Origin of the sequence: Xenorhabdus szentirmaii DSM 16338, assembly GCF_002632585.1 — a bacterium.
GTDB classification, from domain to species: domain Bacteria; phylum Pseudomonadota; class Gammaproteobacteria; order Enterobacterales; family Enterobacteriaceae; genus Xenorhabdus; species Xenorhabdus szentirmaii.
Genome location: NZ_NIBV01000002.1, coordinates 1047096 through 1067674 on the forward strand (window position 1 = coordinate 1047096; position 20579 = coordinate 1067674).

General features: G+C 43.3%; 18 protein-coding genes. 9 read left to right on the plus strand and 9 right to left on the minus strand.

Annotation, left to right across the window (positions count from 1 at the left end; genetic code table 11):
• Window positions 1–46: 46 nt before the first annotated feature.
• The gene (locus Xsze_RS14635) at window positions 47–1057 is read left to right on the plus strand and encodes a linear amide C-N hydrolase (RefSeq protein WP_084616264.1); all 1011 of its coding nucleotides are present in this window, start codon (window positions 47–49) and stop codon (window positions 1055–1057) included.
• Window positions 1058–1571: 514 nt separating this feature from the next.
• Here Xsze_RS14635 and ppx read toward each other — a convergent pair.
• From ppx to purM, 5 genes are all read right to left on the minus strand, one after another.
• Window positions 1572–3104 carry an exopolyphosphatase gene (gene ppx, locus Xsze_RS14645; RefSeq protein WP_038238999.1) on the minus strand — a complete coding sequence of 511 codons (1533 nt, stop codon included), beginning with the start codon at window positions 3102–3104 and terminating at the stop codon, window positions 1572–1574.
• A gap of 3 nt (window positions 3105–3107) precedes the next feature.
• Window positions 3108–5177, minus strand: coding sequence for a polyphosphate kinase 1 (ppk1, locus tag Xsze_RS14650; RefSeq protein ID WP_038238997.1), 2070 nt, complete (start codon window positions 5175–5177; stop codon window positions 3108–3110).
• A gap of 103 nt (window positions 5178–5280) precedes the next feature.
• The gene (gene speG / locus Xsze_RS14655; protein ID WP_038238996.1) at window positions 5281–5838 is read right to left on the minus strand and encodes a spermidine N1-acetyltransferase; all 558 of its coding nucleotides are present in this window, start codon (window positions 5836–5838) and stop codon (window positions 5281–5283) included.
• A gap of 606 nt (window positions 5839–6444) precedes the next feature.
• Window positions 6445–7083, minus strand: coding sequence for a phosphoribosylglycinamide formyltransferase (purN, locus tag Xsze_RS14660; protein WP_038238993.1), 639 nt, complete (start codon window positions 7081–7083; stop codon window positions 6445–6447).
• Between the two features lie 8 nt (window positions 7084–7091).
• On the minus strand, window positions 7092–8132 hold the full coding sequence (purM, locus tag Xsze_RS14665) for a phosphoribosylformylglycinamidine cyclo-ligase (RefSeq protein WP_038238991.1): 1041 nt from the start codon (window positions 8130–8132) through the stop codon (window positions 7092–7094).
• 227 nt (window positions 8133–8359) lie between these two features.
• Between purM and upp the strand changes: the two genes are divergently transcribed.
• From upp to hda, 3 genes are all read left to right on the plus strand, one after another.
• Window positions 8360–8986 (plus strand): uracil phosphoribosyltransferase, encoded by a 627-nt coding sequence (gene upp / locus Xsze_RS14670; RefSeq protein ID WP_038238989.1) that lies wholly within the window; start codon window positions 8360–8362, stop codon window positions 8984–8986.
• A 67-nt stretch (window positions 8987–9053) separates the two neighbouring features.
• On the plus strand, window positions 9054–10367 hold the full coding sequence (uraA, locus tag Xsze_RS14675; protein WP_038238987.1) for a uracil permease: 1314 nt from the start codon (window positions 9054–9056) through the stop codon (window positions 10365–10367).
• 628 nt (window positions 10368–10995) lie between these two features.
• Entirely contained in the window at window positions 10996–11703 is a 708-nt protein-coding gene (hda, locus tag Xsze_RS14685) for a DnaA inactivator Hda (RefSeq protein ID WP_038238982.1), read from the plus strand.
• Between the two features lie 197 nt (window positions 11704–11900).
• Here hda and arsC read toward each other — a convergent pair whose 3' ends face one another.
• Both arsC and bepA read right to left on the minus strand, forming a co-directional pair.
• Window positions 11901–12257, minus strand: coding sequence for an arsenate reductase (glutaredoxin) (gene arsC / locus Xsze_RS14690; protein WP_038238977.1), 357 nt, complete (start codon window positions 12255–12257; stop codon window positions 11901–11903).
• A gap of 14 nt (window positions 12258–12271) precedes the next feature.
• Complete coding sequence (gene bepA / locus Xsze_RS14695) at window positions 12272–13732, minus strand: beta-barrel assembly-enhancing protease (protein ID WP_038238974.1); 1461 nt, start codon at window positions 13730–13732, stop codon at window positions 12272–12274.
• 161 nt (window positions 13733–13893) lie between these two features.
• Between bepA and Xsze_RS14700 the strand changes: the two genes are divergently transcribed.
• Window positions 13894–14958 (plus strand): AI-2E family transporter, encoded by a 1065-nt coding sequence (locus tag Xsze_RS14700; protein ID WP_038238972.1) that lies wholly within the window; start codon window positions 13894–13896, stop codon window positions 14956–14958.
• Window positions 14959–15056: 98 nt separating this feature from the next.
• Window positions 15057–16103 carry an AbrB family transcriptional regulator gene (locus tag Xsze_RS14705; protein ID WP_038238969.1) on the plus strand — a complete coding sequence of 349 codons (1047 nt, stop codon included), beginning with the start codon at window positions 15057–15059 and terminating at the stop codon, window positions 16101–16103.
• Between the two features lie 113 nt (window positions 16104–16216).
• On the opposite strand, the gene bcp is transcribed toward Xsze_RS14705, so the two are convergent.
• Window positions 16217–16690: a thioredoxin-dependent thiol peroxidase gene (bcp, locus tag Xsze_RS14710; protein WP_038238966.1), complete on the minus strand. Its 474-nt coding sequence runs from the start codon at window positions 16688–16690 to the stop codon at window positions 16217–16219.
• A gap of 320 nt (window positions 16691–17010) precedes the next feature.
• Complete coding sequence (locus Xsze_RS14715) at window positions 17011–17565, minus strand: glycine cleavage system transcriptional repressor (protein WP_038238964.1); 555 nt, start codon at window positions 17563–17565, stop codon at window positions 17011–17013.
• Between the two features lie 243 nt (window positions 17566–17808).
• Between Xsze_RS14715 and dapA the strand changes: the two genes are divergently transcribed.
• The 3 genes from dapA (at window position 17809) to purC (ending at window position 20574) form a co-directional block, all read left to right on the plus strand.
• Complete coding sequence (gene dapA / locus Xsze_RS14720) at window positions 17809–18708, plus strand: 4-hydroxy-tetrahydrodipicolinate synthase (RefSeq protein WP_038238961.1); 900 nt, start codon at window positions 17809–17811, stop codon at window positions 18706–18708.
• A 16-nt stretch (window positions 18709–18724) separates the two neighbouring features.
• A complete protein-coding gene (gene bamC, locus Xsze_RS14725; RefSeq protein ID WP_038238959.1) occupies window positions 18725–19771 on the plus strand; it encodes an outer membrane protein assembly factor BamC in 1047 nt (348 codons plus the stop codon).
• Window positions 19772–19860: 89 nt separating this feature from the next.
• Window positions 19861–20574, plus strand: coding sequence for a phosphoribosylaminoimidazolesuccinocarboxamide synthase (gene purC / locus Xsze_RS14730; protein WP_038238957.1), 714 nt, complete (start codon window positions 19861–19863; stop codon window positions 20572–20574).
• Window positions 20575–20579: the final 5 nt, after the last annotated feature.

The window sequence follows — 20579 nt, forward strand, 5'->3', positions numbered from 1 at the left end:
ATCTGAAGAAATCTATCTGTTTTTACTTTTTATCTTAGGAGATGATATGTGTACTCGTATAGTTTATTTAGGTAAATATGGACAAACCATAACAACAAGAACGATGGATTTTAGATACGAAATCGGAACAAATTTATGGATATTTCCACGAGGCATGTACAGGTACGGTATAGCAGGTCCTAATTCTGTTGGATGGGAATCTCAATATGGCAGTGTGATTGCATCTGGCTACGATATTTCAACCACAGATGGTATTAATGAAAAAGGTCTTATGGCTAACTTATTATGGTTAGCTGAATCTAAATATCCACAACCCAATGATAAGCGGCCTGCATTATCGATTTCATTGTGGGCGCAGTTTATGCTGGATAATTATGCGACAGTCGCTGAAGCCGTTGAATCACTGGAAAATGACCCTTTCGTCGTAATGACGGATGAAGTGCCGGGCCAAGGTCGTTTAGCAACATTGCATTTATCATTGTCAGATGCGAGTGGTGATAGTGCGATTATTGAATATATTGACGGTGAACAAGTGATTCATCATAGCCGTAAATATCAGGTGATGACGAATTCACCAACGTATGAAGAGCAATTGGAAATGCAGGAATATTGGGAAAATATTCCGGGCACAGAGGAACTTCCGGGCACCAATCGTTCTCCGGACAGATTTGCTCGCGCTCAATTCTATATTAATGCTATTCCACAAGAAACGACACCCAATAAAGCCGTTGCAAGTGTATTCAGTGTAATTCGTAACGTTTCGGTTCCTTACGGGTTGGCGATAGACGATTCGATAGAAATTTCATCAACACGTTGGCGGACATTGGTTGATCATAAACGCCAGCTCTATTTCTTTGAGTCTGCACTGACACCGAATATTTTCTGGACAGATCTAAAGAAAATCGATTTCTCAGCCAAAACTGGTAAAGTGAAGAAACTGGATTTAGGTGAGGGGCAAAGCAATATTTTCTCAGGTGATGCCACTGAAGATTATGTTGATAGCGAACCTTTTGAGTTTAAGGGGCTGTCTGAGAAAGAACTCGATGGTGAAATTTAATTTATGGGTACCTGTGGGTGCTTGCATTTAAAAATAACCATACCCGCATTTCATTTGGTTATGTTTCCAATGGATAGTTTACTTAGAAAAAGTAATATTTACGCACAACGAAGAGAATGTAATGAACATATTCCAACCACTTAGCCTTTGGCTTTGTGCTGGGATTGAGATATGAGGTGTGGGTCCTTCAGATTTTCGGCCTTCTTATAGTAGTACCCGAAAGCGGGAGCCTGTTGCTCCCTGATGACCGGAGGACCCGTTCATGAAATCGGAGTAGAAAATACCGTAATTTTTGCCATAAATACGGAATAGTCAGGAATAGGGCTTCCGGCAGGCCCCACAGCAACTATTCTATTTGCCTGCTGGTGGGGGATGATATTGTTTGTTGTTGATGATGTTCCAATGCTGCCATAAATGAGTAGATAAAACGTCCAAATAAAAGCAGAAAGCTGATAAGCAATATCAATTTTATAATCTGAACCGTTTTCTTTTTCTTTTTCATAAGGTGGTATCGCTAAGTCGATTCCTCTTCAATATATAAGTTCCAACCAGCCACATCATTCCAATAATCCTGTTCTTTCTCTAAGTCAAGCAGCACAAGGGCGTTTTGGGTTAAATAATTTTTGGGCAAATAAAGTGTCCATTGACCCTGCTCGGTTTCTAGCCTCAGTGTCTGCGGTGTTGTGGTTGACTGGCGTTGGTTATTCAACAAAGTCGCCAATCTCAATATCTTGATCATAGGAAGATATTGTTTTTTCTTAAACAGATAGAAACGAGGGTGTTCATGTACTTTAACGGCCTTACGGTGATAACGCACAAGTGTTGCCAGCAGCAATTGTTGTTCTTGGTTAAATCCGGGAAGGTCAGTATGTTGCAAAATATAGGCAGAATGCCGTTGAAGCCCGCTCAGATTGATGCTTAGGCCAACTTCATGCAGCATGGAAGCCCACAACAGAATCGATTCCAATTGAGGATGTATTCGTTTCGGGTTCTGTGTTGCCCATTGTTCGTAAAGTGTTTTCGCTGTAGTCCAGACGCGTTCGGCCTGTTCCCGATCGATATTATAATGTTCGGCAAGGCTTTTGGCTGTTCGCTGGCGAATATCCTGATGACGAAAGCGATCTTCCATTTCATAAAGTACACCTTCCCGCAGCGCGCCCTGTGACAGGCGTAATTCCTGAATGTGCAAGGCATCAAAAATGCCGCATAAAATGGCAAGGCCGGGTACAAAAGTCTGTTTGCGGTCATAAGATAACCCGGGCAATTCCAGTGACTTGACATTCTTATATTTCAGAATGCGCTTGACCAGCATATTGAGGCGTTCCGGGGTAATCAGGCCATCTTTTTCCCCGAGTTCAACCAATAATTCATGGATGGATTTGATTGTGCCTGATGCACCTAACGCAAAATCCCAGCCTTTAGAACGAAATTGCCACACCAGATTTTCCAGTTTTTGTGCTGCCTGAAGTCGTGCCTTGCGGAAGTTATGTTCATTAATGACCCCCTCCGGAAAGAATTGGCGGGCAAAACTGACACAACCCATGCGGCGGCTTTCAATTAATAAAGGTTCGAAATCTTCACCAATGACCAATTCAGTGGAACCGCCCCCAATGTCAATCACCAATTTGCGGCCTTTTTCCGGTTGGGTATGTTCAACACCCATAAAAATCAGGCGGGCTTCTTCATGACCAGAAATGATTTCAATCGGGTAGGGGATAACTTCTTTTGCCCGTTTCAAAAATTCCTGAGCATTAGCGGCTTCACGCAAACTGTGCGTTCCCACCAGACAAACATTATCTGCTGAAAACCCCTGAAGTCGTTCAGCAAACAGGGAAAGGCAGGTGATGCCGCGATTGATGGATTCTTCACTCAATTCATTTTTGCTGTTTAAACCATCGGCAAGGTAAACTCGTTTTTTCAAACGTCCGATAATCTGCAATGCACCGTTGACAATACGCGCAATTACCATATGAAAGCTATTGGAACCCAGATCAATGGTGGCGATTTCCTGGGGCTTAGGGGTCGGGGTGTCGTGTTTCAACGGCATAAATCAGGCTCTTGGTTCTGGTTGCTCAAGGTTTTTCAGGTAATCATAAACAGCAAGCTGTGCGCGGATTTTACGCTTATTTCCGCGGGGAACATAGCGATTGCTTAATTCCTTATCAATGTAACGCGCTTTGACCGTGTCACTGAACTGTAATTCGAGAATATCCAGAACTTGTTGCTTTAACATAGGATCTAACAGGCAAACGGCAACTTCGATGCGATAATCAATATTGCGGGTCATCCAGTCTGCCGATGAGAGAAACACTTTTTCATCGCCTTTGTTCGTAAAAACATAAACCCGATCATGCTCGAGAAAACGATCAACAATGCTGGTCACCTGAATATTCTCGCTGAATCCGGGTTGGTTTGGGACTAAAGAACACATGCCACGTATCAGAAGGCGAATTTTTACACCTGCTTCTGAGGCATCATACAAGCGCTCTACTAATTCCTTATCTACCAGGTTATTGATTTTCAGGGTAATGCCTGCAATTTCCCCTGCTTTGGCGTTTTCAATTTCCTGATTAATCAATTGATTGAGCATAGCCCGTGAATTTTGGGGAGATACCATCAAATTTTCAAATGTGACCGGGCGATAAGGATTTTCAATAAAGTTAAAGACGCGCCGGACTTCATTGGTCACCTCAGGTTTTGCCGTCAACAGGGAGTAATCGGTATATAAGCGGGCGGTTTTCTCATTGAAATTTCCTGTTCCAATATGGGCATAACGGATAATTTCGTTTCCTTCAAGGCGTGAAATGACAAACAGTTTGGCATGGATTTTCAGGCCGGGAGCGGAGAAAATAACATGAACCCCCGCTTCAGTCAGACGTTTTGCCCAATGGATATTGGCTTCTTCATCAAAACGTGCTTGCAACTCCACCACCACCGTCACTTTTTTGCCGTTGTGGGCAGCATGGATCATCGAATCAATAATCCGGGAATCTTTGGCAACACGGTAGATGTTAATCTTGATGGAAAGCACGCTGGGATCGAAAGAGGCTTGCCGGAGCAATTCCAGCACATGTTCAAATGTGTGGTAAGGGTAATAAAGCAGAACGTCTTTTTCACGAATGGCATCAAAACCATTGCGGAAATGGTCGAACCAAGTATGACGCAACCGGGGTATGGGTTTATTCAGGAGATTGCGGTTTCCTTCATTGGGGAATTTGATGAAATCTTTGAAATTATGGTAGCGGCCACCCGCAATAACGGAATCATCATTGGAAAGCCCCAGTTTAGTGCGCAGCAACCCGACCATTTCATCCGGCATATCACGTTGATAGACGAATCTTACAGGTTCTGCCGTCAGCCTTTGTTTCAGGGTTGAAGACATCAGTTCCAGAAGGCTGGATTCCATTTCGGTTGCCAGATCATATTCAGAGTCACGGGTCATCTTCATGGAATAGACATTCAACGTGTCGTAATCGAAGAAGCCCTTGAAAATTTCATCCAATGTATAACGCAGGATATTATCAAGCAATATCATTGACTTGCGTCTGCGTGGCTGTTCTGGCGGCAGGTTAACGAAACGGGGGGCTTTATCTGATGGAATTTCCAGCAAGGCATATTTTGTTGTTTGCCCCCGGATAATTTCAACCGCTAAATAGGTGTAATCGTCTTTCAAAAATTCAACTAAGTTCGTTTCCGGATTGATGACAATCGGGGTAATGTGCGGGCGTAAATGCTGCCGGAAATATTGCCGCAGCCAGATTTGTTGATTGGGTGATATTTGTCGTTCGTTAATCAAAAAAATCTGATTACGCGCCATTTCCAGCAATAACTCATTGTAAAGTTCATCGAACTCCTGATCGATTTTGGCGACTTTAGCCTCAATTTTTTTCAGCAATTGACGGGCGCCGGTAGCAGATCCCCTTTCTTCACTGATAAGAATGCGTCGTTTGACGTCGGCAAAACGAACTTTATAAAACTCATCCAGGTTATTGGAGTAGATCCCTAAAAACCTCATTCTTTCAATTAGCGGGTTACTTTTGTCCGCCGCTTCCTGAAGGACACGTTCGTTGAAAGAGAGCCAACTGAGTTCTTTTTCGGTATAGAGGCGATCGTGGGACATTACTACTCCATTTGGTTTTCCATTTGTTGAATAGATAGCGTTTAATAGACAGCGACAACATTTAATCAATGGCATTTAACAGCCCATGCATGATGATGCGGATCTAACCGGCAGCTGTCTGAGCCTCGAGCGCTTTTCTGGCAAAATAGTGATGCTGGAACGTACACATCCGAATGGCAGTATGATAAGAGCCATTCACAAAAAATTCATCGATCAATTCGCCTTCGGTATGAAACCCCAATTTATTGTATATATGAATTGCCTTTAAATTTTCTTTATCAACAATGAGGTACAGTTTATAAAGATTCAGGACAGCAAAGGCATATTCCATCGCAAGTTTAACGGCCTGAGTTGCATATCCTTGCCCTTGGTAGGTTGGTGCAATGATAATCTGGAACTCTGAGCGACGATGAACATAATCAATTTCGACTAGCTCCACCAACCCGACTCTGGCCGTCATGCTCTCAATGATAAAACGGCGCTCACTCTGGTCATGGATGTGTTTGTCATAGAGATCACAGAGTTCGACAAACGCTTCATAAGGTTCTTCAAACCAATAACGCATAACACTGGCATTATTATCGAGTTGATGGACAAAAGGGAGGTCTTCCCGTTCAAGGGGACGTAAGTTGATAAGTGGATATTCTGAACCACCGGACATTGGATACCTCAGTGTTTTTATATTCGTTGCCTTTCAAGTTGTCGCGTTGTTGGCTATACCTTGAAACTCAATGGATATAGATGATGAAATGAGCCGTATTCACACTATACCCTTCGTCTTTCAAGTTGCCTCTTTGTTGGCTGCACTCATTCACCCCGGTCACATAGTTATCTATGCTCCCGTGGATTCATTCCCTTGCCGCCGCGATGCAACTTGAAATCCATTGCGTATAAATATATTTGGTATTAAGTAATATTCTAATAATCAATTATTTCAAGGTTAATATTTTCAGATTGATAAATATCCGAAATTTGCGGATAAGGCAATAAGCCAATCCGGCATGACAACTTACAGCAAAGTCTCGTTTTAATATAGCGTCTTGTGAAGAAACACTGACATAAAACAGTAGGTCATACTTTTTGTCTTTCAGGTGATTTTTTTCTTTCAAGTTATTTTTGTCTTGCAAGCCACAGTATGATTGGTCGTGTTCAATTGTTTTCGGTGAGCTTACCCCGGTCGTATAATTTACTTATGCTTCCGGGGAGTTGCCCTTTGCGGATGTGCCGTAATGTGAAATTTATCGGGTCTTGTATTTAACCGACGGACTTATTCTGCGGCGTACCCTTGGGGAGGTAACATGTTACCGTCCATGCATGCTTTATTGCCATCCATCACCAAACGCCCGTTCAGGAACCAATCAATCACCAGAGGGTAAATATTATGCTCTTGGGTTTGAACACGTTTGATGACATCCTCTTCCATATCGTCTTCAAAAATGGGCACTTTAGCCTGTAAAATGACGGGGCCGCCGTCCAGCTCTTCAGTCACAAAATGGACAGAGGTGCCATGCTCTTTATCGCCATTTTCAATGGCTCTCTGATGGGTATGCAGACCCGGATATTTCGGCAATAAAGAGGGGTGAACATTGAGTAACCGGCCATGATAATGTTGGACAAAATCAGGCGATAAAATGCTCATATATCCGGCCAAAACCACCAGATCGGGGGAATACAGGTCAATGGCTTCAGCCAGTGCTAAATCATAATTCTTACGATCCCCATGGGCTTTCGGATTGATGAAATAAGCGGGAATATCCGCTTGTTCTGCACGTTTTAAACCATAGGCATCCGCTTTGTTGCTGAAAACCGCAGAAATATAGCCATGGATCCGATTTTGCTGGCAGGCATCAATAATAGACTGAAGATTACTGCCATTGCCTGAAATTAAAACAACTATCTTTTTCATGCATTGCCTTAGCTGATAATAACGGGTTCTTCATGGGCACTGAGTTCAGAGACAGAGCCAATTTGCCATGCGTTTTCACCCGCTGCATTCAGATATGAAAGCGCTTGTTCTGCCTGAGATTGAGGCAGGGCTATAATCATTCCGACACCACAATTGAAGGTACGGTACATTTCGTATGTAGTGACATCGCCTGCTTGTTGCAACCATTTAAAAACAGCAGGCCATTGCCAACTGCCTGAGTCGATTCTGGCTTGCATATTTTCTGGCAGAACACGAGGGATGTTTTCCCAGAAGCCACCGCCTGTCAGATGTGAAATGGCATGTACTTCAACTTCTTCAATCAATCCAAGAATAGATTTAACATAAATTTGTGTTGGCGCGAGCAGATGATCAGCGAGGGATTTTCCCTCAAGTTGGGTGCTTTCTGGATTTGTCCGGCTGACTTCGAGAATTTTGCGGATCAAAGAGTAGCCGTTGGAATGTGGGCCGCTTGATGCCAGTGCAACCAGTGCATCTCCCACCTGAACCCGGCTGCCGTCAATAATTTCTGATTTTTCGACGACACCGACACAAAAACCTGCAACATCATAATCTTCGCCATGATACATTCCGGGCATTTCAGCGGTTTCACCACCGACCAATGCACAGCCTGCCTGTTGACAACCTTCTGCAATACCGGTAATTACACTGGTTGCGGTATCAACATCCAGTTTGCCCGTGGCGTAGTAATCGAGGAAAAAAAGAGGTTCAGCACCCTGAACGATCAGGTCGTTAACACACATGGCAACCAAATCAATCCCGATAGTGTCATGGCGTTTCAAATCCATGGCTAAGCGCAATTTAGTGCCGACACCATCTGTACCGGAAACCAATACAGGTTCGCGGTATTTTTGCGGAAGGGAACATAATGCACCAAAACCACCCAATCCTCCCATGACTTCCGGGCGTCGGGTCTGTTTTACGACATTTTTGATACGATTGACTAAGGCATTACCGGCATCAATATCGACACCAGCATCTTTATAGCTAAGAGAGGTTTTGTTGGTCACTGCGTAGCTCCCAGGCGGTTGCATTTGAATGAATAAAACAGAACGGGATTGATTCTAACAGTCTGGGCAAACGTTTGCGATAGCTTTGTATAGGTTTTCTGTCAGATAAAAATAAAAGAAAAGGCACTATGGTTGATAAAAATCAACAGATTAATAGTGGCGAGATGCCGAAAAGGAGGTATAATCCCGCGATTTTTTTATCTGCCGGCTATATTAGGAGAACTCCCATGAAAATCGTTGAGGTTAATCACCCACTGGTAAAACATAAACTTGGCCTGATGCGAGATCATGATATAAGCACCAAACGCTTTCGTGAACTGGCCTCAGAGGTGGGTAGTCTTCTGACATATGAAGCAACTGCTGATTTTGAAGTTGAGAAAGTGACCATTGACGGATGGTGTGGTCCGGTAGAAATAGAACAGATTAAAGGGAAGAAAATTACAGTAGTCCCTATTCTGCGTGCCGGATTGGGAATGATGGACGGTGTCCTGGAAAATATCCCGAGTGCACGTATCAGTGTTGTCGGGGTTTACCGTGATGAAGAAACCCTTGAGCCTGTGCCATACTTCCAGAAATTGGTTTCTGATATTGATGAACGCATGGCATTGGTTGTTGATCCTATGCTGGCAACCGGCGGTTCCATGATAGCCACGATTGACTTGCTGAAAAAAGCAGGGTGTTCTGTCATTAAGGTACTGGTTCTGGTTGCGGCACCGGAAGGTATTGCTGCATTGGAAAAAGCACATCCGGATGTTGAATTGTACACGGCTTCTATTGACGAATGCCTTAATGAACATGGTTATATCGTGCCTGGTCTGGGAGATGCCGGCGATAAGCTATTTGGTACTAAATAATATTTTTAGCCGGCGGAAAGCCGGCTTTTTTTGGTTTCTAGCAAGATGATACAAGAGGATATCAAGAATGACCCGTCGGACTATTGGGGTAGATGAGCGCCCGCCTTTGGCACAGACTATTCCATTAAGTTTACAACATCTATTTGCCATGTTTGGGGCAACCGTCTTGGTTCCCGTTTTATTTCAGGTCAATCCCGCCACGATTTTGTTGTTTAATGGTATTGGAACTTTGTTGTATCTGGTGATTTGCAAAGGAAGAATTCCGGCCTATCTGGGATCGAGTTTTGCTTTTATTTCACCTGTACTGATGCTGTTGCCTTTGGGATATGAATTGGCATTGGGTGGATTTATTGTCTGCGGTTTGTTGTTCTGTCTGGTTTCCCTGATTGTTAAATACGCAGGAAGGGGATGGATTAATGTCATGTTCCCCCCCGCAGCGATGGGCGCTATTGTTGCGGTGATTGGTTTGGAGTTGGCTGGCACTGCGGCTGATATGGCGGGTTTACGCCCGGCAGCCGGCACTGCAGTCAACATGACTAACCTGACGATATCGATGGTGACACTGGCGGTAACGATTTTGGGTTCGGTCGTATTTCGTGGTTTTCTGGCGATTATCCCGATTCTGATTGGGGTGTTGGCCGGTTATGCGTTGTCATTATTTCTGGGGGTTGTCAACTTTGCCCCCGTCTATGCCGCGCCGTGGTTTGCATTGCCGACGTTTTATACACCACGTTTTGAGTGGTTTGCCATAATGACTATCTTGCCGGCAGCGCTGGTGGTGATTGCAGAACATGTGGGGCACTTGGTGGTGACTGCCAACATAGTCCAGAAGGATTTGCTGAAAAACCCCGGCCTGCATCGTTCAATGTTTGCAAATGGTCTATCAACGATGTTTTCCGGTTTCTTTGGTTCAACACCCAACACGACTTACGGTGAGAACATTGGCGTTATGGCACTGACCCGGGTGTATAGCACATGGGTTATTGGCGGTGCAGCAATTATTGCAATATTGCTTTCTTGTGTGGGTAAACTGGCTGTGGCCATTCAGATCATTCCAACTCCGGTCATGGGCGGTGTTTCTCTGTTGCTGTACGGCGTGATTGGTGTATCAGGCATTCGCGTTTTGATTGACTCTAAAGTGGATTACAGCAAAGCACAAAATTTGATCCTGACTTCTGTCATTTTGATTATTGGCATCAGTGGGGCAGAAATCAAAATCGGCGCAGCGGAATTAAAAGGTATGGCACTGGCAACGGTCGTCGGTGTGGGTTTGAGCCTGATTTTCAGGTTGATTGATCTCATTCGCCCGGATGAGCCTTATATCCGTACATCGGTGGAATCACTTGATGGTGATAAGAAAATGAATGAAGCCATAAAATAATCTTATATTGGCTTTTTACGAGGAAGAGTTTGCAATGAACTCTTTCTCTTATCATTTATTTAATGACTGGCAATGACTGACCATAATAACCAGTGAGTCCGGTATGTTACACGAGTATAAATTCATTTTGAGTATTGATTAATATACAGTCAGTGAGCGTTTAACATCAATATTAGAAATATTTCTAATTTTAAACAGAATGTGAATTTAATTTTCAGGCAGTTTGTTTTCATCCACATAATCAATGTCGTTGTTCCATAATGTAATTTATTATGACACTCATGATTAAGCTTACTTTGTGCCTTCCTTATCATACAGTGTAATATATTTAATATTAACATTATTATTTTTCATGAAACGAAAATGATTATTTAATCATTGGGTTATCTTATTTTTTGTGTATTTTTGCATAATCGATAAACGATACTGTATTGTGAAAAGAGTAATATGAATAACGTGGATTTTTATCAAGACCCTGAAAAATTCTTCAATATCTAATTGGTTGTAAATCATCCATTTTGAGGCTGTCGGGCCAATAATTCCTCTTTGTTTTAAATAAAGCATTCGTTTCATTTATAGTAACTTTTTGTGGTAGACTTAGTACCGTTCGTTATCCATTCTGTTTGAGGTGCTTCTGAATACACCGTCACAGCTTTCGTTGCCATTATATTTGCCCGATGATGAAACTTTTGCCAGTTTCTTTGCAGGTGAGAATACTTCCTTATTGGCTGCAATAAAATTGGCCATTAGTCAGTCACATGGCAGTTATATCTATTTTTGGTCCCGCGATGGTGGGGGCAAGAGCCATTTGCTTCATGCAGCTTGTACTGAGCTGTCCCAACAAGAAGAAGCGGTGGGATATGTACCGTTGGATAAACGTGCCTATTTTGTTCCTGAAGTTCTTGATGGCATGGAACATTTATCATTGGTGTGCATCGATAACATTGAGTGTATTGCTGGTGATCAGGAGTGGGAAATGGCGATTTTCAACCTCTATAACCGGATTGTCGAAATTGGCCAGACGTGCCTTTTGATCACAGGCGATCGTCCTCCGCGGCAAATTAACCTGACATTGCCGGATCTGGCATCTCGTCTGGATTGGGGGCAGATTTACAAATTACAGCCTTTATCCGATGAGGAAAAAATTCAGGCATTGCAACTGAGAGCAAAATTAAGGGGTTTTGAATTACCCGAAGATGTCGGGCGCTTTGTATTAAAACGGCTTGATAGGGAAATGCAAACACTGTTTAAAACGCTGGATGAGCTTGATAGGGCTTCTATTGTGGCGCAGCGAAAACTGACTATCCCCTTTGTGAAAGATATCCTTGAGCTTTGAACCCAGAAGCTTTGGGTCCAGAAAGTGGGACAGGACGGCTTTATATGACTGGCCTTTCAGCTCCTCACCTTTCACATTGCAGCTTTGTAGATTACACCACATCCTGGCGTCTATGGGTTGGTAACAAAAAAGTGATAGAGGTCATGCAGCCCTATCACTTTTTTTGTTTGATTTTGTCGGTGAGAGGTGATGGATAATTAAGCCAGAATCTCTTTAACTTGCTCAGGAGGGCGGCCTATGCGAGCTTTATCACCAACAACGACAATCGGGCGCTCTATCAATTTAGGATTCTCGGCCATAGCATTGAGCAATGCTTCTTGGGATAGTGAATCATCACCGAGATTTAATTGTGCATACAATTCTTCTTTCGTTCGCATTAATTGACGCGCATCGTGGAAACCGAGTTTTTGCAATAATACTGCGAGCTGTTCCGCTGTCGGCGGTGTTTCAAGATAATGAATGATTTCCGGTGTGATGCCTAGCTCTTCAACCAGTTTGAGCGTTTCACGGCTTTTTGAGCATCGGGGATTGTGATAGAAAGTAACTTGTTGCATGTAAAGATCCCTCATTATTTATATTGGCTGTAATTTTGTTGTAGCTGTCGTAATTGATCTATACGCGCATCATACCGCCTTTGGTCATAGCTACCCAATTTTACTAATTTGCTGGCCTTGCTGAGATAATCTATGGCCATGTCAAACTCACCTTGTAAAGCGACAATTTCTGCATAGGCTGCCCACTCTTCGTGGCGTTTTCCTTGTTTTCCCGCGGCTTCTGTCAATAGTGTCCAGCCATTGAGATCTTCAGGGTGATTGAAGGTATACCGGAACAAGAGTTGTGAGGCTTGCGGATATTGTTTTGACTGAATATAAGCGTTTGCGAGATTGATTTGCAATATAGGGTTATTTTTGAATTTATTGAGTGCATTCTGCAATCGGGAAATCGCATTAGTATACTGTTTTTGCTCGATATCAATATCGGTCATTGCATCAATGAACCAAAGGTTATCCGGATGTTTCTCAAACAATGGAGACAGGATTTTTCTCGCTTCAGCGTATTTTTTATCCTGAAGAAGTAAAATAGTGTGTCCATAGGCGGCAGCGAGTTGTTCTTTCGCGGTTCCTTGGCTGTATTTATCCAATAATTGGTTAATATAAAGGCCCTGTTCGTTCGAAAACATGGTCAGGATACGAACACGGGCGAACAGGAAATCTTGGGACTCCGGAGTGGCCTTGGCCGGGTATTGATTGGCCCTGTTGCGGGCATCCGCTAAACGGCTGTCAGGTAGGGGGTGCGTATAAAGTATTTCAGGCAGCTTCGAACTATAACGATATTGGTCTGCCATAATTTGCATGAAATTCGGCATTCCCTGTGGGTCAAATCCTGCCCGGCTGAGCGTTTGCATACCAATGCGATCAGCTTCTTGTTCATTTGATTGGGTAAAACTGATGAAACCTTGCTTAACGCCTGCAATAGTCCCGCTTAGTGCCGCCATGCCCGCTTGTGGGCTTGCCATCATGAGCAGGATAGATCCCAGTGCCCCAGCCCAGGCCAATGGGCTTTTACGCTGTTGATCTTCCATCAAACGCGCTAGATGCCGCTGTGTCACATGGGAAATTTCATGGGCCATAACAGAGGCCAGTTCACTTTCATTGTGGCTGTAGCGAAAAAGGGCTGAGTGAAGGACAACGTTGCCTCCAAAAAATGCATAAGCATTAATACTCGGATTATTAATCAAATAAAAATGAAAGGGCGTTTTTACGGAATCAGCATGATTGACTAATTTTTGCCCTAATTGATTAATGTATTGTGTTAATAATGGGTCATAGATGAGTGGCGCTTGAGCACGTATCGAACGAAGATATAAGTCACCCATTGCCATTTCTTGATTAATGCTGAGAGTTGCCCCTGCTGTCGTGCCGATATCAGGCAACAAATCTTCAGTCGGCGCGGCAAAAACAGGTGGGTTTCCCAATAATAATAGGCTGGTTAATACTGCTATCAGAGATTTTTGGGCCAGATTTTTCATAAGGCGATTCTCATACAAACAATCCTCGTAAAACAATATGCACCATTTGGCTACCAATTTCATTAATACGTGTATGATAGCAGAGGGTGACTTAAAATTTGTCAATCTTAAAAGTTTTAGTAAAAATAAGCATAGAGTGCCGCGGTCAAGGAGCTGTATTTATGTTGGATATGATTATGCAATGGTATCGCCGCCGTTTCACCGATCCTCAAGTTGTTGCTTTATTGGTTATTTTATTGGTCGGATTTGGGATAATCTATTTTTTCAATGGAATTTTGGCACCTGTTCTTGTGGCGGTTGTGCTGGCCTATTTGCTGGAATGGCCAACGTTTCAATTGGAAAAGTTAGGTTGCAGCCGCACACTTTCAGTTTTGATTGTATTAACTATTTTTATGGGAATTAGTGCATTGATTATCCTGATTGTCGCCCCGACTGTCTGGCAACAGGGATTAAACTTGTTTTCTGATCTCCCCAATATGCTTAATCGTTTTAACGAATATGCCCATACTTTACCTTCCCGTTATCCTGCTCTGGTTGATGCGGGCATCATTGACATGATAGCAGACAATTTACGCAGCAAACTTTCCCTGGCGGGTGAGTCGGTTTTTAAGTTTTCAGTCGCTTCTCTGATTGGTTTACTGACACTCGCGATTTATCTCATTCTTGTCCCTTTGATGGTCTTTTTTCTGTTGAAAGATAAAAAGCAAATGGTCGTGGCGTTACAGCATATATTGCCGCGTAACTACGGATTGGCCGGAAAAGTATGGAGTGAAATGAACCAACAAATTACTAACTATATCCGAGGTAAGGTCACGGAAATGGTTATTTTGACGGTATGTACGTATGCGGTATTTGCTTTATTCGGGCTGCGCTATTCTTTGCTGCTTTCAGTCTTGGTTGGTTTATCCGTGCTCATTCCTTATATCGGTACTGTTCTTGTCACTATTCCCGTCATTACTGTGGCGTTGTTTCAATGGGGAATTGGGGCTGATTTTTGGACATTATTCATCGCATATTTAGTTGTGCAAGGATTGGATGGCAACATCCTTGTGCCGATTTTGTTCTCAGAAGCCGTTAATCTTCATCCGCTTATTATTATCCTCTCAATCATTATTTTTGGCGGACTGTGGGGATTTTGGGGTGTGTTTTTTGCTATTCCACTCGCAACCTTAATTAAGGCGGTCATCCATGTCTGGCCGGAAGAAAACGTTCAGGATGGCGTGTGAATATAACAACTATCAATATAGCAGAGAGATAAAAGAGGAATATTGAAGGTCATTTCATTCTGAAAATAATAAAAAGTCAAAATAGAGGAAGATATAAGATGCGGTCGCTGTTAAGTATTGCACTTTGTATGCTTGTGGGATGGGGAGGATCACTGCTGGGATTGCCGCTGACTTATATGTTCGGGGCAATTGCCGCTATGATTATTGCGCATCGGCTTAAGGTTGATGTCAGCATACCCAAGCATAGCCTTACCATTGTCCAGATTGTGTTGGGCAGTTCAGTGGGGCTAATGGTCAAGGGGCTGCAAGGAGAGGCCGCACAGGATATTTTATTACTTCTTCCTTCATTGTTAATTTGTCTGGGGCTGCAATTCGGAATTGGTTATTTATGGTTTAATCGCAAATTAGGCTGGAGCCGTGAAGAATCGATGCTGGGTGCGGTTCCCGGGGCAATGGCAGCGGTTTTGGCAATCAGTGAACATACACAGACTCCCCCTCAAAAAGTCGTGATATCCCATGCTATCCGCTTGGTGATATTAATCATTATCGCTGGTGTCATAACCGGTTTGAATCCACCTCCGGCGACAGAACATGTGCCATATTCTGATGAGCTGAATGTCCATATATTCAGCTTTGCGACACTGGGTATGGTTGGTTGGTTACTGTTGATTGCCGCTGGTGGATACTTTTCGGGGCGTTTGCTGGAGCGCATGCATGTTCCGGCGCCTTATATGCTGACTTCATTGGTTGTAGCAATATCAATGCATTATCTGACGGACAGGATGTTGACTGTACCGGATTTCCTCAGCTTTTTATCCATGACATTGATTGGCATGCGCATAGGCAGATATTTTACGGCTTTTTCTATTTCTATGCTGATCCAGAATATCTGGGCTTCCGTACAGGCTGTCTTTGTCAGTATGCTGGTAACCGTCTTGGTTGCGTTGGTGACGGCCCACATCATGGGATATCCGGTTGATTTGCTGATTCTGGCCTGGGCGCCCGGCAGCATGGAAGCCATGCTATTTGCGGCAATGGCAATGAAAGTCAACGTGGGAATTATCATGTCAAGTCATATCATACGCATGATACTTCTCCATGCGATTCCGGCTGTCGCTTTATTTTTTCGCCGGCGAAAACAGTGAAATAAAAGGTCACTCCCGTAAGCAAACCGGCTACGGGAGTGAATGGGATTATCTGGCAATGTGTTTATCATTTTGTTCAAACGGTGGTTTGAACGAAATGAGATATCACTGAATCATGATGAATGTTGTTTCAGATAATCCAATACAACCTGATGGTGGTCACTGGTCTTGAATTTATCAAAAACGTGTTCAATATTGCCTTGTGGATTAATTAAGAAGCTGATGCGATGAATACCATCATAAGTTTTACCCATGAATTGCTTTTCCCCCCAAACACCAAACTGCAAAGCAGTCTGATGATCAGCGTCAGAAAGCAGTATAAAATTCAACATCTCTTTTTCTGAAAAACGGGATAATTTTGTGGGTTCATCGATGCTGATACCCAGAACTTCAATATTGAAGTCTTTCAGATCATCCATTGCGTCACGCAATCCACAGGCTTGAATGGTGCAGCCGGGTGTCATTGCCTTGGGATAAAAGTAAACTAAAACACGCTGACCTTTGAAGTCAGATAAATTAATCGTTTCGCCATCTTGGTCAGGAAGGCTGAATTGAGGTGCCTTATCACCGGCTTTCAATGGGCTCATCACGCATTCTCCGTTTAATCGTTTTTAGTTAATGATTCGTTGTTAATACTGCATATTCTTGCATCAAAATATCTGTTGTCTTCCAAGTTGCCGCTTTGTTGGAGCGTGCTGCATTTTGAAAGCCAATGGATAAAGATAAACTGCATTAACAGCGGTGTTATTTTTGAGGCAAGCAATAAATTCTAAGATTAAGATAGTTAAGCGCGTTCGTAAAGAGCCAGCATGATCCACTGATGCTTACCGGAGAAAAGATACCCACCGGCACAGAGTCAATGAGCATTTTCATATGGCGGTAGCCTCCGGCCGGAGGCTGCGTATCCTTATTCTGTTTGCAAATCGCCTTGCACACTGATATTGCCTTGTGCATTAAGTTCTTCACATAAGCGATGGAATGTTTCTTTGAATAGCGTGCCATTATCGTCCAGTGCATGATGGCCTGTGATCTGAATTTTCAGGCGGGCGTGACTGTTTTTTTCGGCAGGGTGTGTTTTTGATACCAGTTCAGCAATATTGAGGTTCTGAGCTGTAAACAGACTGGTAAAACGCTCAACAATCCCCGGAGAATCATCGACATCAACTTTTACGGTAATCGTTGAAGGAAATTTAGTTTGAATGCCACACCGTGTGCGCTTCATGACAATAAGCAGTTCAAGTTCTGCCCCTTTCTGTGGCAGCGTGGATTCGATCAGGGCAATGGCATTCCAACTGCCTGATAACAGCATGATAAAGGTAAATTCTTCGCCGAACATTGCTAAACGGCTGTCTTCAATATTACAGCCACATGTACTGGCAAGGCGGGTAATGGTGTTGACGATGCCGGGACGATCTGTTCCGAGAGCGGTGATCACTAAAAAATGTTGTTCTGATGCTGGCAAAGTGTTTTTCCTTTAATTGTTATGGGTGATTGTTGTTTGTTTGTGGTTAAACATTAAGAAATGTTCAAGAGAAGGTCAATCGCATTGTTTGGGGGACCCGATTATAATTTCTGTTTAATCGGCTACACTTGGTATTAACAAAATTCATTGAAATCGCGTGCTTAAAGAGTTTTCTTCTTTATGACAAGAAAGTACCATGAGTGCCTCATTTGTGGTTTAAGGTTTTACTAAGGGGAAATGGCAATGGTGAGCGAACATTCAGGTTTTACAGGCAGTATAGTTGCATTGATAACACCAATGGATTCGGCAGGTCAGGTTGATAAAGCCAGCCTGAAAAAATTGGTTGATTATCATATCGCCAGTGGTACATCTGCGATTGTGTCTGTCGGAACGACAGGTGAATGCGCGACGCTTAGCCATGATGAGCATATTGATGTCGTACTGACAACACTGGAATTGGCGGACGGGCGCATTCCGGTGATTGCAGGGACAGGGGCAAATGCCACCGCGGAAGCCATTTCACTGACCCATCATTTCGAAAACACAGGCGTTGTTGCTTGCCTGTCAGTGACACCCTATTATAATAGACCGTCTCAGGAAGGTTTATACCAGCACTATAAAGCGATAGCCGAGAATACTGGCTTACCACAAATTCTGTATAATGTACCGTCTCGTACCGGATGTGATTTACTGCCATCCACTGTCGCTCGCTTGGCGAAATTGAAAAATATTGTTGCAATTAAAGAAGCGACAGGGAACTTAAGCCGTGTTAGTCAGATCCAAGAACTGGTTAATGATGAAAATTTCATTCTGCTGAGTGGCGATGATGCAAGTTTTGTCGATTTCATGCAACTGGGTGGTAAAGGGGTTATTTCTGTAACAGCAAACGTTGCCGCCGCAGAAATGGCACAAATGTGTAAGTTGGCTGAGCAGGGCGAATTTTTGAAAGCCCGCAGCCTGAACCACCACCTGATGGAATTGCATCATCAATTATTTGTTGAACCTAGCCCGACGCCAGCCAAGTGGGCTTGCCGTCAACTGGGATTAATTGCCGATGATACACTGCGTTTACCCATGGTCCCGTTAACGCAGGAAGGGCAGATTTCAGTAGGTAATACCTTGAAAGTGGCTGGATTACTGTAAAATTTAGGGAATTTTAATGGCAACATTATTGCAAAAATCGAAGGTCATGAAGGTTGCAGGCCTATCATTGGTAGTTTTTCTGGCAGCCTGTTCCAGCGATCCGCGCTATCAACGTCAGGTAAGCGGGGATGAATCCTATCTTGACACCCCTCCATTGAAAACACTGACTATCCCGGCGGGAATGATATTACCACTGCAAAATGGTGAATATACTATCCAGCAAATGGATTTAGCAGGTGCAGTAGGGAAAGAGTTGGATATTCGTCCGCCATTGCAGGTTCTTGCATTATTGGCTGGCTCCCGTGTTGAAAATAGCGCACAAAGCAGTAAGTTGTTGCTTGAAAATACCTCGGAATACAGCAATCTGTGGTCACAGATCAATATGTTGCTGGAAAAGAAACATCACAAAATCAGTCAGAAAGATGATGCAGCAAAAACATTGACGACAGATTGGATTTCATGGCCCCGGGCAGATGAAAATGTTCCTTATCAGGGGCGTTTTCATATTTCTGTTATACCGCAGGGCTATCAGACTGTTTTGTCTGTTTCTAATGAAGGTTTGAAACATGATGGAAAAGAGATTAAGAATCCATCAGAAATTCAGCGTTATAATGTATTGATGCTTAATGAGCTGGTGAATGGTTTAAGTCAGCAACAGGAAGCAGCGACTCAAAGCAGCACCAAAGATTCAGGTGTACTTCCTGTACAAAGTGGCAGTGATAACACTGGATTGCCACAAATTATTGTACGTGCACCGTATAATGTTGTTTGGAATAGATTGCCTTATGCGTTGGAAAGCGTAGGTATGCAAGTGACAGATCGTACCCGCTCAACAGGGGCAATTTCAGTCAGTTACAAAAGCTTGAGTTCTTCTGGCTGGAAAGCCTTGGGAGTAGAAGAACCTTCTGTTAGCGAAGGAAATTATAAGTTACAGGTTGGTGATTTGGATAACCGAAGCAGCCTGCAATTTATCAGTGAGAAAGGGACTCCGCTGACTCAGTCTGAAAACGATCAGATGGTCGCTGTACTGGAAGCTGCATTCAGCAAATCTACAGATAAATAATAGATAAAGGGGCTTAGGCCCCTTTATTTTTTGGGTGAAATTTTTGTTTAATTTTTATGATTGAAGATATTACATCTCTGGAGTGTAACATGCAGAAAAAAGCTGAATTGTATCGTGGAAAAGCCAAAACAGTGTATGCCACTGATAATGCAGATTTGCTTGTTCTAGAATTCCGCAATGATACATCAGCATTGGATGGTGAACGTATCGAACAGTTTGAGCGCAAGGGGATGGTAAATAACAAATTCAACCATTTTGTGATGAGCAAACTGGAAGAAGCAGGTATCCCGACACAAATGGAACGGTTATTGTCAGACAATGAATCTTTGGTGAAAAAGCTCGACATGGTGCCTGTGGAGTGTGTCATCCGCAATCGTGCAGCGGGCTCTCTCGTGAAGCGTTTGGGGGTGGAAGAAGGAATGTTGCTGGACCCTCCGCTGTTTGATCTATTTTTGAAAGATGATGCCAAACATGATCCGATGGTGAATGAATCCTATTGTGAAACATTCGGTTGGGTGAGCAAGGCGAATTTGGCAGAAATGAAACGTTTGAGTTACAAAGCCAATGAAGTATTGAGCAAGTTATTTGATGATGCCGGTTTGATCCTGGTGGATTTCAAATTGGAATTCGGCTTGTTCAAAGGGCAGGTTGTATTGGGAGATGAATTTTCACCCGATGGCAGTCGCTTATGGGACAAACAGACGATGGATAAAATGGATAAAGACCGCTTCCGCCAAAGCCTTGGTGGCTTGATTGAAGCATATGAAGAAGTGGCACGCCGTATTGGCGTTATTTTGGATTAATGGCG

What these genes read in the sequence shown, in the direction of transcription:
- speG (WP_038238996.1), bottom strand. Translation starts at nt 5,838, where the DNA reads ATGTCCGGTGGTTCAGAATATCCACTTATCAACTTACGTCCCCTTGAA.
- bamC (WP_038238959.1), top strand. Translation starts at nt 18,725, where the DNA reads ATGGCAACATTATTGCAAAAATCGAAGGTCATGAAGGTTGCAGGCCTA.
- bepA (WP_038238974.1), bottom strand. Translation starts at nt 13,732, where the DNA reads ATGAAAAATCTGGCCCAAAAATCTCTGATAGCAGTATTAACCAGCCTA.
- purN (WP_038238993.1), bottom strand. Translation starts at nt 7,083, where the DNA reads ATGAAAAAGATAGTTGTTTTAATTTCAGGCAATGGCAGTAATCTTCAG.
- upp (WP_038238989.1), top strand. Translation starts at nt 8,360, where the DNA reads ATGAAAATCGTTGAGGTTAATCACCCACTGGTAAAACATAAACTTGGC.
- arsC (WP_038238977.1), bottom strand. Translation starts at nt 12,257, where the DNA reads ATGCAACAAGTTACTTTCTATCACAATCCCCGATGCTCAAAAAGCCGT.
- purC (WP_038238957.1), top strand. Translation starts at nt 19,861, where the DNA reads ATGCAGAAAAAAGCTGAATTGTATCGTGGAAAAGCCAAAACAGTGTAT.
- Xsze_RS14705 (WP_038238969.1), top strand. Translation starts at nt 15,057, where the DNA reads ATGCGGTCGCTGTTAAGTATTGCACTTTGTATGCTTGTGGGATGGGGA.
- Xsze_RS14700 (WP_038238972.1), top strand. Translation starts at nt 13,894, where the DNA reads ATGTTGGATATGATTATGCAATGGTATCGCCGCCGTTTCACCGATCCT.
- dapA (WP_038238961.1), top strand. Translation starts at nt 17,809, where the DNA reads ATGGTGAGCGAACATTCAGGTTTTACAGGCAGTATAGTTGCATTGATA.
- Xsze_RS14635 (WP_084616264.1), top strand. Translation starts at nt 47, where the DNA reads ATGTGTACTCGTATAGTTTATTTAGGTAAATATGGACAAACCATAACA.
- bcp (WP_038238966.1), bottom strand. Translation starts at nt 16,690, where the DNA reads ATGAGCCCATTGAAAGCCGGTGATAAGGCACCTCAATTCAGCCTTCCT.
- ppx (WP_038238999.1), bottom strand. Translation starts at nt 3,104, where the DNA reads ATGCCGTTGAAACACGACACCCCGACCCCTAAGCCCCAGGAAATCGCC.
- uraA (WP_038238987.1), top strand. Translation starts at nt 9,054, where the DNA reads ATGACCCGTCGGACTATTGGGGTAGATGAGCGCCCGCCTTTGGCACAG.
- ppk1 (WP_038238997.1), bottom strand. Translation starts at nt 5,177, where the DNA reads ATGTCCCACGATCGCCTCTATACCGAAAAAGAACTCAGTTGGCTCTCT.